This is a genomic window from Verrucosispora sp. WMMD1129, from assembly GCF_029581255.1.
In the GTDB taxonomy this organism is placed as follows: Bacteria; Actinomycetota; Actinomycetes; order Mycobacteriales; family Micromonosporaceae; genus Micromonospora; species Micromonospora sediminimaris.
Genome location: NZ_CP120741.1, coordinates 5984763 through 5997624, shown reverse-complemented (window position 1 = coordinate 5997624; position 12862 = coordinate 5984763). Strand labels below are relative to the sequence as shown.

The 12862-nt window shown below is 71.8% G+C and carries 14 protein-coding genes; 5 read left to right on the top strand and 9 right to left on the bottom strand.

The genetic code is table 11. The annotated features are described in order from the left end of the window. Positions 1-109 precede the first annotated feature (109 nt). From O7624_RS27870 to O7624_RS27830, 9 genes are all read right to left on the bottom strand, one after another. Positions 110-763, bottom strand: coding sequence for an ATP-binding cassette domain-containing protein (locus O7624_RS27870; protein WP_282237943.1), 654 nt, complete (start codon positions 761-763; stop codon positions 110-112). Continuing rightward, positions 757-1725: an ABC transporter ATP-binding protein gene (locus O7624_RS27865; RefSeq protein ID WP_282237942.1), complete on the bottom strand. Its 969-nt coding sequence runs from the start codon at positions 1723-1725 to the stop codon at positions 757-759. Before O7624_RS27865 ends, O7624_RS27870 begins: the two co-directional genes overlap by 7 nt. Continuing rightward, positions 1722-2630 carry an ABC transporter permease gene (locus O7624_RS27860; protein ID WP_282237941.1) on the bottom strand — a complete coding sequence of 303 codons (909 nt, stop codon included), beginning with the start codon at positions 2628-2630 and terminating at the stop codon, positions 1722-1724. The genes O7624_RS27865 and O7624_RS27860 overlap by 4 nt, the downstream gene beginning before the upstream one ends. Beyond that, entirely contained in the window at positions 2623-3666 is a 1044-nt protein-coding gene (locus tag O7624_RS27855) for an ABC transporter permease (RefSeq protein ID WP_282237940.1), read from the bottom strand. Before O7624_RS27855 ends, O7624_RS27860 begins: the two co-directional genes overlap by 8 nt. Continuing rightward, on the bottom strand, positions 3636-5243 hold the full coding sequence (locus O7624_RS27850; RefSeq protein WP_282237939.1) for an ABC transporter substrate-binding protein: 1608 nt from the start codon (positions 5241-5243) through the stop codon (positions 3636-3638). Before O7624_RS27850 ends, O7624_RS27855 begins: the two co-directional genes overlap by 31 nt. Positions 5244-5285: 42 nt before the next feature. Beyond that, positions 5286-6683, bottom strand: a complete 1398-nt coding sequence (xylB, locus tag O7624_RS27845) for a xylulokinase (protein WP_282237938.1) — start codon at positions 6681-6683, stop codon at positions 5286-5288. Positions 6684-6814: 131 nt separating this feature from the next. Then, positions 6815-8032: an ROK family transcriptional regulator gene (locus tag O7624_RS27840; protein WP_282237937.1), complete on the bottom strand. Its 1218-nt coding sequence runs from the start codon at positions 8030-8032 to the stop codon at positions 6815-6817. A 199-nt stretch (positions 8033-8231) separates the two neighbouring features. Beyond that, the gene (locus O7624_RS27835) at positions 8232-8687 is read right to left on the bottom strand and encodes a DUF3291 domain-containing protein (RefSeq protein ID WP_282237936.1); all 456 of its coding nucleotides are present in this window, start codon (positions 8685-8687) and stop codon (positions 8232-8234) included. Between the two features lie 22 nt (positions 8688-8709). After that, a complete protein-coding gene (locus O7624_RS27830; RefSeq protein ID WP_282237935.1) occupies positions 8710-9327 on the bottom strand; it encodes a helix-turn-helix domain-containing protein in 618 nt (205 codons plus the stop codon). A gap of 118 nt (positions 9328-9445) precedes the next feature. On the opposite strand from O7624_RS27830, the gene O7624_RS27825 reads away from it, so the two are divergent. From O7624_RS27825 to O7624_RS27805, 5 genes are all read left to right on the top strand, one after another. Then, on the top strand, positions 9446-10054 hold the full coding sequence (locus O7624_RS27825) for a YdeI/OmpD-associated family protein (protein WP_282237934.1): 609 nt from the start codon (positions 9446-9448) through the stop codon (positions 10052-10054). Between the two features lie 236 nt (positions 10055-10290). Continuing rightward, positions 10291-10575 (top strand): DUF6069 family protein, encoded by a 285-nt coding sequence (locus O7624_RS27820; RefSeq protein ID WP_282237933.1) that lies wholly within the window; start codon positions 10291-10293, stop codon positions 10573-10575. A gap of 30 nt (positions 10576-10605) precedes the next feature. Next, the gene (locus O7624_RS27815; RefSeq protein ID WP_282237932.1) at positions 10606-10959 is read left to right on the top strand and encodes a YciI family protein; all 354 of its coding nucleotides are present in this window, start codon (positions 10606-10608) and stop codon (positions 10957-10959) included. A gap of 20 nt (positions 10960-10979) precedes the next feature. Beyond that, the gene (locus O7624_RS27810) at positions 10980-12179 is read left to right on the top strand and encodes an RNA polymerase sigma factor (RefSeq protein ID WP_282237931.1); all 1200 of its coding nucleotides are present in this window, start codon (positions 10980-10982) and stop codon (positions 12177-12179) included. Continuing rightward, entirely contained in the window at positions 12176-12754 is a 579-nt protein-coding gene (locus O7624_RS27805; RefSeq protein ID WP_282237930.1) for a dihydrofolate reductase family protein, read from the top strand. The genes O7624_RS27810 and O7624_RS27805 overlap by 4 nt, the downstream gene beginning before the upstream one ends. Positions 12755-12862: the final 108 nt, after the last annotated feature.

The following is a 12862-nucleotide window of genomic DNA, read 5'->3' as shown; positions in this document are numbered from 1 at the left end:
GATGTGCAGAATTAATACCCCAGCCACCTTTCAGAATCATGACATGGTGAGCAAGTTGCGGCGGCATGTATAGTAGAATCGCCCGACATCACGCGCGATGACGGCAATGTCAATGTTGGTCGTGCAGCCGGTGAACACGGTCAGTCCAATAAGCGAGCAGGTCGTCGTCATGACTGATGGCGAGGATTCCGGCGCCTTCCCGATCCCGGTACGCGTTCAACACGTGGACGAGAGCGGCGGTGGTTGAAGCGTCCAGCATGGCGGTCATCTCGTCGCAGATCAGATACCTGGGCCGCAACGCGAGAGCACGAGCGAGACAGGCCCGCTGCAGTTGCCCGTCGCTCACCGCGTGCGGACGGCGGTCGAGCAGGTCCTCGGTGAGTCCGACGGCCCCGGCCAGCTCGGACAGCCGCTGGGTCGCCTCGGCGCGCCGACCGTTGGCTCGCAGCGGTTCCACGATGATCTGACGCAGCGTCAGGCGGGGGTCGACGGAGATCCTCGGCTGCTGGAACAGCACGCCGATCCGGGTTCTCAGCTCGCGTGGAACGGCGTACCGGTGTCCGCTCACCGAATCGCCGTCGATACGCACCACACCGGCCGTGGGCCGGTGCAACAGGGCGAGCACCCGGGCGAGGGTGGACTTGCCGCAGCCGCTCGGGCCCTGCAACCCCAGCACCTCGCCAGGTTCGAGGTCGACGTCGACCCCTCGGACGACGGGCCGACCCGGCGTCCAGCCGGCGGTGATCCCGCGAGCGGTCAGCATGGCCGGTGACAGGCGACCAGGTGCCCACCGTCGGTCGCCGCCGGCGGCACCTGCGCACACTCGGCGCCGGCACGCTGGCAGCGCGGCTCGAACGCGCAGCCGTCCGGTAGCGAGTCGAGCTGCGGTGGCAGGCCAGGGATCGGGTGAAAACCGTTGCGCGGCAGGGCGGCCAGCAGACCAGCGGTGTACGGGTGCCGAGGCCGATGCAGCACCGTCTCGACGGGCCCGGTCTCGACGATGCGACTGGCGTACATGACCGCGATGTCGTCGGCGATGCGGGCGGCGGCGTCCAGGTCGTGAGTGATCAACAGAACCGCATGCCCGAGGTCGACGAGATGCCGCAACTCGTCCAGCGTCCGCCTGGCCAGAGGCGCGTCCAGGCCGGTGGTGGGCTCGTCGGCGAGCAGGACCTCAGGATCGCCGGCCAGGGCGAGGGCGGTGACGGCACGTTGCGCCATGCCGCCGGAAAGCTCGTGCGGGTAATGATCCAGGGCGCTCGCGGGCAGGCCGACCCGTGCCCCGGCCTCGACGGCGGCCAGGTCCGCCGCCCGTCGCCGTCGCCGGGTTGGCCGCCCGATCGTCGGCCGCAGTGTGGCCAGGGTTTCGGTGAGGTGACGGCGCACCGTGTGCACGGGGGTCAGGTGAGCGGTCGGTGACTGGGGCACGAGACCGATGCGCCGGCCACGGATCTGCCGGGCCAGCACCGGTTCCGGGGCGGTGAGCAGGTCCACCCGACCGACGCCGTCGGTAAGCGCAGCGGTGCCAGCCACCTCGGCGTTGCCGGGCAGCAGACCGAGCAGGGCACCCACCAGGACGGACTTGCCGCAGCCGCTCTCGCCGACGAGCGCGAGGCAACGCCCGGCCCGCAGTTGGAAGGACGCGCCGCTCACCGCCCGCACGGTGGTCCCGCGCGGCAGCCGGAAGCGCACCGACAGATCACGTACGTCGACGAGGACCGTCACCGGATCATCTCCGAACTTCGATACGGGTCGGTGCGCTCGCGGGCGTAACCGGCGAGCCCCGCGATGGCCAGCGCGGCCGCCACCAGCAGCAGCCCAGGGAAGAAGGAGTTCCACCAGCCGCCGGTGAGCAGGGACTGCTGACCGTCGTTGAGCATGTTGCCGAGACTGGCCAGGTGGACCGGCAGTCCGAGGCCGAGAAACGACAGCGCGGTCTCATGCCAGATCGCGTGCGGCACGACGAGGGTCGCGGCGAGGGCGGCATGCCCGGCGACGTTGGGCAGCAGGTGTCGCCGGATGACGTACCAGCGGGAGGCACCGCCGACAACCGCGGCGTCGACGAACGGTCGTTCCCGCAGGGACAGGATCTCCGATCGGACGATGCGGGCGGTGCCGAGCCAGTGGGTGAGCCCGATCGACGCGATGACCGGCACCAGGCCGGGCTGGAACATCGCCACGATGAAGATACCCAGCAGCAGATGCGGTACGGAGGCGACCGCGTCTACGCCGCGCATCAGGATGCGATCGACCCAGCCGCCGAAGGCACCGGCCACCGCGCCGACGGCGACGCCGATGACGGTGGACACCGCAGCAGCGACCAGCCCGACGATGAAGGAGACGCGCAGCCCGTACACGCAACGCAGCAGGACATCTCGACCGACCTCGTCGGTGCCGAACGGGTGGGCGAACGACGGTGGCAGCAGGGCCTGCCGCAGGTCGACGCTCTGCTGGTCGAGGTCCACGATGGGCGGGACGATCAGGACCGTGAGGGTCAGGGTGGCGAGCACCGCAACCGAGACGGCCAGCCGGAGCCGGGCCCGACGCCGGTACGCCTGACCGGGCCGGGCGGATCCGGCGCGGCGGCGGGCGGCGGGCCGCCAGTGCGGCGCGATAGCCTGCTCACCCATCGGCACGCACCCGGGGGTCGGCGATCGAGTAGCCGATGTCAGCCAGCAGGTTCCCCACGAGCACCGAGACGGTCCCGAGCAGGGTCAGCGCCGCCAGCAGCGCGAAGTCGACGGTGGTCGCGGCGGTGACGGTGGCGGCGGCGACGCCGGGCCAGGAGAACACCGCCTCCACGAGCACCGCGCCGGTGATCAGTTCGGGTACCCGCGCGCCGACCAGGGTGATCAGCGGGAGCAGGCCGGTGCGCAACGCGTGGCGCAACACCACCGTGCGTTCCCCCAGACCACGGGCACGGGCACCGAGGACGTAGTCCTGGGTCAGCCCGTGCGCCACCGACTCGCGGATGAACAGCAGGAACCACGGCGCCTGTGCCACACCCAGCACTGCGGCGGGCAGAATCAGATGTTCGGCGACCTGCGCGGCGGAGATGTCGGCGCCGGGGTCGGTCAGCCCAGCCGCCGGCAGCCAGCGCAGTCGCACGGCGAACAGCGACAGGGCGCCCAGGGCCAGCCAGAACACCGGCGTCGCCTCCAGCGTGTAGGCCACCGAGGAGACCGCCCGGTCGAACCACCCGCCCCGGTGCCACGCGGCCGCCGTGCCGGCGAGCAGTGCCAGTGCCAACGCCAGCAGCAGGCCCGTGCCGGCCAGTAGCGCGGACCAGCCGAGTCGGTCACCGATGAGGGTGGCGACCGGCAACCCGAACGTGCGGGAGTCGCCGAGGTCGCCGCTGAGCAGGTGTTTCAGCCACCGACCGTACTGCACCAGAGCCGGGTCGTCCGCGCCCCAGTCCTGCCGGATCTGCGCCACCTGCTCCGGGGAGGCACGCAGAATCCGCACACCGAAGTACGAGGCGACGGGGTCGAACGGCGATGCCTTGCCGAGGACGAAGATGGTGGCGCTGACCGCAGCCAACACCGGGACGGCGAGCAGCAGCCGGCGCAGGACCAGCCGACCCAGCGCCCCGGCCAGCGACCGGCGCGGCGGTGCGCTCGTCGGCTCGGCGACCGTCACCGGACCGCCGCCGCGGCCGGAGTCCACTCCTCCAGGTTCCACCAAGGCCCGTGGATCAGACCATGGTCGTGCGGTTCCACCTGGTCACGCAGACCCGTCCACCCCTCCCGCAACACGTACGTGTGGTTCAGGAAGACCAGGAACGCCCATCCCGGATCGTCGGCGTAGGCGCGCTGGAAGTCGTGGTAGGCCGCCACCCGCGCGTCGGCGTCGCCGGCTTGCCGGCCGCGGTCCAGCGCGGCGTCCACCTCGGCATTGCGGTAGCGGGTCATGTTCACATAGCCGCCGGTGTCGGCGTACTTCGAGTGCAGCAGGGTGTAGGCGGCGCTGTCCGGGTCGTAGGGGTCGCCGCCGCCCCAGAGTCCGGCGGTGCTGGTGCGCCGTTGCAACATCTGCTCGAAGGTGGCGCTCTCCGCCCGGGCCTCGATCCCGATCTCGGAAATGTCGCTGGCCGCAGCCACCGCCAACTCCTTGCGCAGCACGTCGTCGCCGGGATACAGGACCGGCAACTCGGCACGCACGCCGTCCTTGACCCGTACGCCGTCCGGGCCCGGCCGCCACCCGGCCTCGTCGAGCAGTCGTGCGGCCTGCGCCCGGTCGAACGCGAACGCCGTACTCGGTACGTGCCACTGCGCCAGCGCGGGCGCGACCGGGCTGCTCGCCGGCGTGCCCTGGCCGGCGAGGATGGTGTCCACCATGGCCTGCCGGTCGATGGCGAGGTTGACGGCGCGACGGGTCTGCGCCGTCGCGGTGATCGGCAGGTCGACGGGCAGCCCGATGCCACGGTAGTCAGCGCTACGGCTGGAGACGACCCGGTAGCCGGGCCGGCCTTCGTAGGTCCTGGCGAGCTTCGGTGGCAACGCGGCGGCGTCGAACTCGCCGGCGGCCATCCGCTGCGCGCGTACGTTGTCGTCGGCGGCGAACACGATCGTCACGTCGGTGACCTGCGGGGCGCCCCGGTAGTAGTCGGGGTTCGCCGTCAGGACCATCCGTTCGCCGGCCCGCCAGTCCACCAACCGATAGGGACCGGTGCCGACCGGGTGCCGGTTGAACTTCGCCGCGCGGATGTCCTGCCCGGCCAGCGCCTGCTTGGGCACGATGCCCAGGGCCAGCCGCTGCGCCCACGGCTGGTACGGGTACCTGAGCCGGAACTCGACAGTGTCGGTGTCGACGGCGCGCACCGATTCCAGCGCCTCGTAGTCCGCGGCGATGGGCGACTGCGACGCGGGCGCCACCACCGCCTCGTAGGTGAAGACCACGTCCTCGGCGGTGACCGGCTGACCGTCGGAGAAGGTGACGCCGGGCCGCAGATCCGCGGTCCAGGTCAGGCCGTCGGTGGAGACCCGGGGCAGCTCCGCTGCCAGTGCCGGCCGCAGGCTCAGGTCGGCGTCCCGGTCCACCAGGCCGTCGAACAGCTTGCTCGCCCCGTTGGGTGCGTAGCCGAGTACCGGGTTGAGGTTGTCCGGTTCCGACGCCGCGCCGATGACGATGCTGGTGCCACCCAGCGCACCATCGTCCCGGGGCGGGCCACCGCAACCGCTGACGAGCGCCACGGAGAGGGCAACGGGCACGCCGACGGCGGCGCGAATCCACGAGATGGCCACAGATGCAAGCTAGATGCATCTGCACATCTTTGGCAATAGCGCTCAGCCCTCCGTCGCCGCGAGCAGTGGAAGCGCCCGCTGACGGACGTCGACGTAGCGCTCGTGCACGTCCGGGGTGCCGGCGGCGGCCACCTCGTCGGCAGCGACCGGCCACTGTGGCGGTTCGGCTCCACCGGCCAACGCCCAGGCCGCCTGACGTGCCGCGCCGAGCGCGACGTACTCACCAGGGCGCGGCACGCTCACCGGCGCGCCGAACAACGCCGGCGCGACCGCCCGCACCGCCCGCGACCGGGCCGCGCCGCCGACCAGCAGCACCCGGACGACCGGGATGCCCTGGGCGCGGAGGGCGTCGAGGGCGTCGGCGAGACCGCCGAGCATGCCCTCCACAGCGGCCCGCGCCAGATTCGCCGCCGACGCGTTCGCGCGGGTCAGCCCGGCGAGCAGACCGCGGGCGTCAGGCAGGTTCGGGGTGCGCTCCCCGTCCAGGTACGGCAGGAGCGTCAATCCGTCCGCGCCGGGCGGCGCCGAGAGCGCCAACTCGTCGAGTTCGGCCAGCGACCGGCCCAGCAGATCGGCGACCGCGACCAGCACCCTTGCCGCGTTGAGCGTGCACACCAGCGGCAGGAACCGACCTGTCGCGTCGGCGTAGCCGGCCACCAACCCGCTCGGGTCGACGGTCGGGACCTCACTCAGCCCGAACGCGCATCCCGAGGTGCCCAGCGACACCACCACGTCGCCGGGTCTCAGGCCGACGCCGAGTGCCGCGCCCATGGTGTCGCCGGTGCCGGCGGCGAGTATCGCACCGGACGCGGTCTCGCCTACCGTCTCGGCAGGGCCGGCGACCCGGGGCAGTGCCACGTCCCGACCGAAGGCGAGCCGCACCAGGTCCCGCCGGTACTCCCCGGTCGCCGGCGACCAGTACCCGGTGCCGGAGGCCTCGCCGCGATCCGTCGTCGGCTCTCCCCCGCCCGCGCGCAATCGATGGGTGAGCCAGTCGTGCGGCAACAGCACCGTATCGGTCCGGGCCGCGAGTTCCGGCTCGGCGCGAGCGAACCAGCGCAGTTTGGTGACCGTGAAGCTGGCCACCGGCACCAGCCCGACCGCGTCGGCCCACGCCTGCGGGCCACCGAATTCGCCGGTGAGGTCGACCGCGGCGCGCGCCGAGCGGGTGTCGTTCCACAGCAAGGCGGGACGCACCACCTCGCCAGCCTCGTCGAGGCAGATCATGCCCTGCTGCTGCCCGCCGACGCCGATCGCGGCCACGCCGTCCAGCAGCCCGGCGCTGGCCCGCTCGAAGGCGGTCCACCACAGGTGCGGGTCGACCTCCGTCCCGTCGGGGTGCGGGGCGCGGCCCTCGCGGAGCACCTCGCCGGTGTCCGCGTCGCACACCACCACCTTCGTCGACTGGGTGGACGAGTCGACCCCGGCTACCAGTGTCATCGCACGCTCCACAGGGTCCGGTGCCGGCGTGTCAAGGCACTCGGGCGATGCTGTCGCGCCCGACTCTACGGCCGGGAACCAGTTAGTTCAATGCCCTTCCTAAGTGGTCGGGGCGCTGCCGGTCCGCGACCTCACGACCGGAGAACCACCCGGTCGTACGTTGTGGAGTGCTGCAACGCGAGCAGCACCGCACCGCGTACCTCCGCGTCCCGGCCGAGAGTGGAAACCTGGATCTCCACAGCACGTCGGGCGGGACCGAGCGCGTACTGCGTCGTCGTCGCCCGGAGGTGGGGCAGCAGCAGATCGGAGATCGCGGCGAGGCCGCCACCGAGAACCAGCATCGCCGGGTTGTACGCGTTGATGACCCACGACGCGGCCAGGCCCAGGTTGCGGCCCACCTCCGCCACCGCGTCGGTCGCCACGACGTCACCGCAGCGGGCCGCGGCAGCCACGTCCCGTACGTCGAACCCGCCGTTCAGCACCGACCCCCGGCCCGCCGCGAGCGCCTCCCGCGCGAGCCGGACCAGCGCCGGCCCGGACGCCAGCGTCTCCAGGCAGCCCACGTTGCCGCAGTTGCACGGCACGGTACCGCCCGGCATCCGGCAGTGTCCGATCTCGCCGGCCGTGCCACCGGTGCCGTAGAGCACCTGGCCGGCGCAGAGCACCGCCACCGACAGGCCGGTACCCACGTACAGCAACGCCAGGTCCCCGACCTTGGCGCCGACGCCTTCGAGATGCTCCGCGACCGCCGCTGCCTGACCGGCGTTGTGCAGGTAGACCGGCACGCCGAGGATGGCGGTCAACACCTCGCCGACGGGTACGTCGCGCCACCCGAGGTTCGGCGCCAGCAGGCAGACTGCGCGGTGGAAGTCGGTGAGCCCGGGCAGCACCACACCGACCGCGGCGATTCGTCCGCCCGGTACCGCTGCCCCGACGACGCCCGTCGCCTGCGCCGCGACCTCCCGCAGCACCGCCTCGGGCGCGCCGGCCGGCGTGTCGAACTCACGACGCCCCAGCTCGCGCCCGTCGGCATCGCTGACCGCCACCGTGGTACGCCGGGCGCCGATGTGCGCGCCGACGACGAGATGCGAGGCGGCGTTGAACTCCAGCAGGATCGGCGGCCGGCCGCCACCGACCGAGGTGGCCCCTCGGCCGACCTCGCGGACCAGGCCGTCGGCGATCAACTCGTCGACGATCGCGGAAACGGTCGGCTTGGCCAACGTGGTGACCCGCGCGATGCCGGCTCTCGAGATCCGTCCGCCCGCCCTGAGGGCAGCGAGCACGAGCGACCGGTTCACCTCGCGCACGACGTTCTGGTCCGCGCCGCGTCGTGGCCCCGCGCCCTCCATCGCCTCACGCTACCCGCGCCGATCACCCGATCGAAGACCGGACCGGCCTGGCCACCGGTCGACGTCGCGCGGCACCCGACGGCCGCGCTTCAGGTGGCCGAAGCGGCGTCGTCGTACGCCCGGCGTGCCGCCTCGATCGCGCCCAGATGCTGGTCGGCCCAGTCCGGGAGGACGTCGATCGATGACGGGGCGTGGCCGCTCAGGCGACCCGCTCGCCGGGCGCGGGGTACGGCTCGCGAAGGGTGAACGCCTCCGGCGACGGGCCACGGCGCAGCAGTTCCAGCCGTTCGGCGGCCTCGGTGAGGGTCGGCAGGACGCCGGCCGGAATCCACCACAGCACGAGGTGGGGGCGGTCGAGCGGAGTGAACCACTCCCGCCGCCGACGCATCGGCTCCAGGTGCGCGGTCCGGTACACGAAGCCGCGCAGCGACTCGATCGACTGCCACACTGTCAGGTTCACGATGATGTCCGGTTCGAAGGGTCGCAGGGCGGTCGCGTCACCGGACTCGTCCTGCAGTCGCCACACGTAACCGGGCGAGCGCTCGGCCAGTTCGTTGACCTCGGGAAGCAGGGCCACGAAATCGGCAAGCTCGGGGCTGTCGAGGGGTGCGCGGAGCCGGGCGATGTTCAGTTGCGCCACGTGATGGTCGGCCATGCGGCCAAGCCTACGTTCTATGTCAATCCTGATTGTCTTTAGATTGGAGCACGACGCAGCACCCGGTCGGCCCGGGGTCGAGCCGGACGTCCCAGCCACGGTCGCCGACCAGACCGTCGAGCAGTGCCAGGTTCAAACCGCAGACCAGTGCGGGATACGCCTGGGCCAGAGCGTGGAACGGACAGTTACGCAGCCGGATCGTCTGGTCGACATCCTCGAACGGCTCGTAGCCGAGCGTCCCCAGTCGTTCGAACACCCCGCCACCGGCGAGCTTCGCGCCCAGCTCACGCGCTGCCGAGTGGACCGCCGGCTCCACACCGGATCGCTCGACCGCACTCGCCAGCACATCGGCCAGCAGCCGATAGTCGCGCGGCGGCAGCGTCACCGCGTGTTCGGCCGCCGACCGCCGGTACAGCTTGGCCGGCCGTCCCGCACCCGGCCCGCCACTGCGCGGCGCGTAGGACGTCTCCAGCAGTCCGGCCTCGGCCAGCTTGTCCAGATGGAAGGCCGCCAGGGTACGGCCGACGCCCACCGCCTCGGCGACCTCGTTACGGCTCACCGGTTCCGCCTGCGCGACAACGTACTCGTACACCGCCCGGCGCACCGGCTCCCGCAGCGCCCCGACGGCCTCCAACGACATGCTGCCGACGCTACCCGCCCGATCACTGTCACCTGCCGAGGCTGCGGCGCCCGACCAGGTTCGCCGGTCCGGGCAGCGACACGGCCAACATGTCCGGGTACCGCACTAGTCTGCCGTCATGGCGAGCGCTGAGCTGGATGAGTTGATCGTCGCGGACGCCGACGCCCTGCGTGCCTGGTTGTCGGTCAACCACGCCACGTCGCCCGGCGTCTGGCTCGCCCTCACCAAGAAGGGCGGCTCGGTCACCACCCTGACCTGGCAGCAGGCGGTCGACGAGGCCCTGTGTTTCGGTTGGATCGACGGGCAGGCCCGCAAACGGGATCACGAGACCTCCTGGATCCGGTACACCCCTCGCCGACCCCGCAGTTCCTGGTCCCAGCGCAACGTGGCCCACGTCGCCCGGCTGGAGGCGCAGGGGCGGATGCTGCCATCGGGCCGCGCCGCCGTGCAGGCCGCGAAGGCGGACGGCCGATGGGCGGCCGCGTACGCCCCACCGTCGGAAGCCGAGGTGCCGGCCGACCTCCTCGCCGCCATCGCGGCCGAGCCCGCCGCCCAGGCCATGTTCGACGTGCTCACCAAGACCAACCGGTTCGCTCTCATCCACCGCCTCAACGCCGTGAAGCGAGCCCAGACCCGGGAACGAAAGATCGGCGAGTTCGTCGCCATGCTGGCCCGCCACGAGACGTTCTATCCGCAGAAAGCCCGGCCGCAGCCCGCGCCGGACTGAACTTCCGCAAAAAATCTTGGCGTGCCTGTCGATCGGGGTGGGTCCTCTTCGTAGCTCTGGTGAGAGCCCGGCACCGAGCCGGACGATACGCCTGCTGGAGGGCACGATGAGCACCACCACGAACACCACCCGCGCCACCCTGCCGGCCACCGGTGCGCTGATCGGAACCGGCGTTGTCGCGACGGCTGCCGCCAGCGCCGCCACGATGGCCGTCGCCGCCGCCGGCCACGCGGCCGGTGTCAGTCTCGACATCGGCGCAGCCCCCGATCCCGGTCGCCGGCTTCGGTGTGCTGACCGCCTTCTTCTCGCTGATCGGCGTGGTCATCGCCGCGCTGCTGTCCCGCCTCGCCCGACGTCCGCGGCGCACCTTCGTCCGTACGACAGTGGTGCTGACCGTGCTGTCGCTGGTGCCGGATGTGGTCGTCGACGCCGGCCCGGCCACCAAGGCGTTGCTGATGCTCACCCACCTGGTCGCGGCCGCGATCGTGATCCCCGCTGTCGCGCGCCGCCTGGCCGCCTGAGCCCACCCATCGAGTTACCGGAGGATCGTCATGAAGCAGTACCTGCTGTCCGTGCACTTCGTCGAGGGCGCACCAGAGCCGTCCGACGAGGAGATGCAGACCATGTTCAGGGAGACCGGCCGGGTCAACGACGAGATGCAGGCCGCCGGCGCCTGGGTCTTCGGCGGAGGGCTCCGGTCGCCCGACAGCGCCACCGTCGTGCGGATCGAGAACGGCGCCACCACCATGAGCGACGGGCCGTTCGCCGAGACGAAGGAACACATCGCCGGCTTCTGGGTCATCAAGTGCGCCGACCTGGACGAGGCTCTCGCCTGGGCCGAGAAGTGCGCCGCGGCCTGCGGCCCGGTCGAGGTGCGCCCCTTCGACGACCTGTCCCAGGCCTGAACCGGAGCCGGTCACCCGACATGGACCTGGCGAACGTCTACCGCGCGGAGTACGGCCGCTGCGTCGCCACCCTGGCCCGCCTCCTCGGCGACATCCACCTCGCCGAGGAGGCGGTGCAGGACGCCTTCACCACGGCGCTGCAGAAGTGGCAGACGCTGCCGCCGAACCCCGGCGCCTGGATCGTGACCACCGCCCGGAACCGGGCCGTCGACCGGCTCCGCCGGGAGACCACCCGCGAGGCCCGGCACGCCGAAGCCCTGCTACTGCACCAACCGGACGAACCCCAGGAGGTGGGACCGGTGCAGGACGACCAACTGCGACTCATCTTCACCTGCTGCCACCCGGCCCTCGCCCCCGACGCGCGTACCGCCCTTACGCTCCGGCTCCTCGGTGGCCTCGACGTGCCGGAGATCGCCCGGGCCTACCTGATCCAGGAGGCCACCGTCGCCCAGCGGATCGTGCGCGCCAAGAAGAAGATCCGCGACGCCGGCATCCCGTACCGGGTACCCGCCGAACACGAGCTGCCGGACCGGTTACCGCCCGTGCTCACCGTGCTCTACCTGATGTTCAACGAGGGCTACACGTCCACCGCGGGGCCGCTGATCAGGACGGACCTGTGCGCCGAGGCGATCCGGCTCGCCCGCGAACTCGCCGCGTTGATGCCCGACGAGCCCGAGGTGCTCGGCCTGCTCGCCCTGCTGCTGCTGACCGAGGCACGCCGCCCGGCCCGGCTCGGCCCGGGCGGGGAACTCGTCCCGCTCCCCGATCAGGACCGGTCGTTGTGGGACCGGGCCCTCATCGCCGAAGGCCACGACCTGGTCCGCCGCTGCCTGCGGCGCAACCGGCCCGGGCCGTACCAGATCCAGGCCGCGATCAGCGCGGTGCACACCGACGGCGCCGCCACCGACTGGCCACAGGTCCTGGCACTGTACGACCAACTGCTCGCGCTGGCACCGAACCCGGTCGTCGCGCTCAACCGTGCGGTCGCGGTGGCGGAGGTACACGGCCCGGCGGTGGCCCTCGCCGCGTTGGCGGACATCGACCTCCCCGGCTACCACCGGCTGCCCGCCACCCGCGCCGAACTGCTGGCCCGGCTCGGCCGCGACACGGAGGCCCGGGCCGCCTACCACGAGGCCATGGCACTGGCCACCAACGAGACCGAACGCGCCTTCCTGCAACGTCGTCACACCGAACTCACCCGGACGAGGAGAACCTCATGACCGTCACCTACACCTTCGACGTCTTCGCCAGCCTCGACGGCTACGGCACCCACAGCGGCGACTGGGGCGGCTACTGGGGCAAGCAGGGCCCGGAGCTGCTCGCGCACCGCCTCGCCGCGTACCGCGCGGAGCAGCGCATGGTCTTCGGCGCCGACACGTACCGGGTGTTCGCGCAGCTGCTGGCCGAGAGCACCGAGGAGTCCGAGGTACGCGACGCCTGGGTCACCCGGATGCGGAACCTCCCGGCGACGGTGGTGTCGAACACCCTCGAAGCTCCCCTCGACTGGCCGGACGCGACAATCGCGCGCGGCGACGCCGTCGACGTCGTCGCCCGGCTGAAGGAGGAGTCCGACGTACCCCTGCGGTCGCACGGCAGCCTGTCGATGAACCGTGCGCTGATGGCCGCCGGCCTGGTCGACCGCGTCCAGGTGACCGTCTTCCCGGTGATCACGGGCCAGACCGGCACGGAACCCGTCTTCCAGGGCGCGGCCGACTTCGACCTGGAACTGCTCGAAAGCCGGACCCTCGACGGCCGCGCCCAGGAACTCACCTACCGCCCCACCCTGCACGCCTGACTCCGCCCGGCCCCTCGGCCACCGCCGCACGGGCACGGCTATCTGTCAGGGCTCTGTCAGGTATTCGTACGGCACGACGCCTTCCTGCTCGAATCAGGGACATCGCCT

Excerpts from the sequence above, each read along its gene's own strand:
- O7624_RS27840 (WP_282237937.1), bottom strand. The coding sequence starts at position 8,032 with ATGGAGGGCGCGGGGCCACGACGCGGCGCGGACCAGAACGTCGTGCGC.
- O7624_RS27815 (WP_282237932.1), top strand. The coding sequence starts at position 10,606 with ATGAAGCAGTACCTGCTGTCCGTGCACTTCGTCGAGGGCGCACCAGAG.
- O7624_RS27835 (WP_282237936.1), bottom strand. The coding sequence starts at position 8,687 with ATGGCCGACCATCACGTGGCGCAACTGAACATCGCCCGGCTCCGCGCA.
- O7624_RS27860 (WP_282237941.1), bottom strand. The coding sequence starts at position 2,630 with ATGGGTGAGCAGGCTATCGCGCCGCACTGGCGGCCCGCCGCCCGCCGC.
- xylB (WP_282237938.1), bottom strand. The coding sequence starts at position 6,683 with ATGACACTGGTAGCCGGGGTCGACTCGTCCACCCAGTCGACGAAGGTG.
- O7624_RS27825 (WP_282237934.1), top strand. The coding sequence starts at position 9,446 with ATGGCGAGCGCTGAGCTGGATGAGTTGATCGTCGCGGACGCCGACGCC.
- O7624_RS27805 (WP_282237930.1), top strand. The coding sequence starts at position 12,176 with ATGACCGTCACCTACACCTTCGACGTCTTCGCCAGCCTCGACGGCTAC.
- O7624_RS27870 (WP_282237943.1), bottom strand. The coding sequence starts at position 763 with ATGCTGACCGCTCGCGGGATCACCGCCGGCTGGACGCCGGGTCGGCCC.
- O7624_RS27810 (WP_282237931.1), top strand. The coding sequence starts at position 10,980 with ATGGACCTGGCGAACGTCTACCGCGCGGAGTACGGCCGCTGCGTCGCC.
- O7624_RS27830 (WP_282237935.1), bottom strand. The coding sequence starts at position 9,327 with ATGTCGTTGGAGGCCGTCGGGGCGCTGCGGGAGCCGGTGCGCCGGGCG.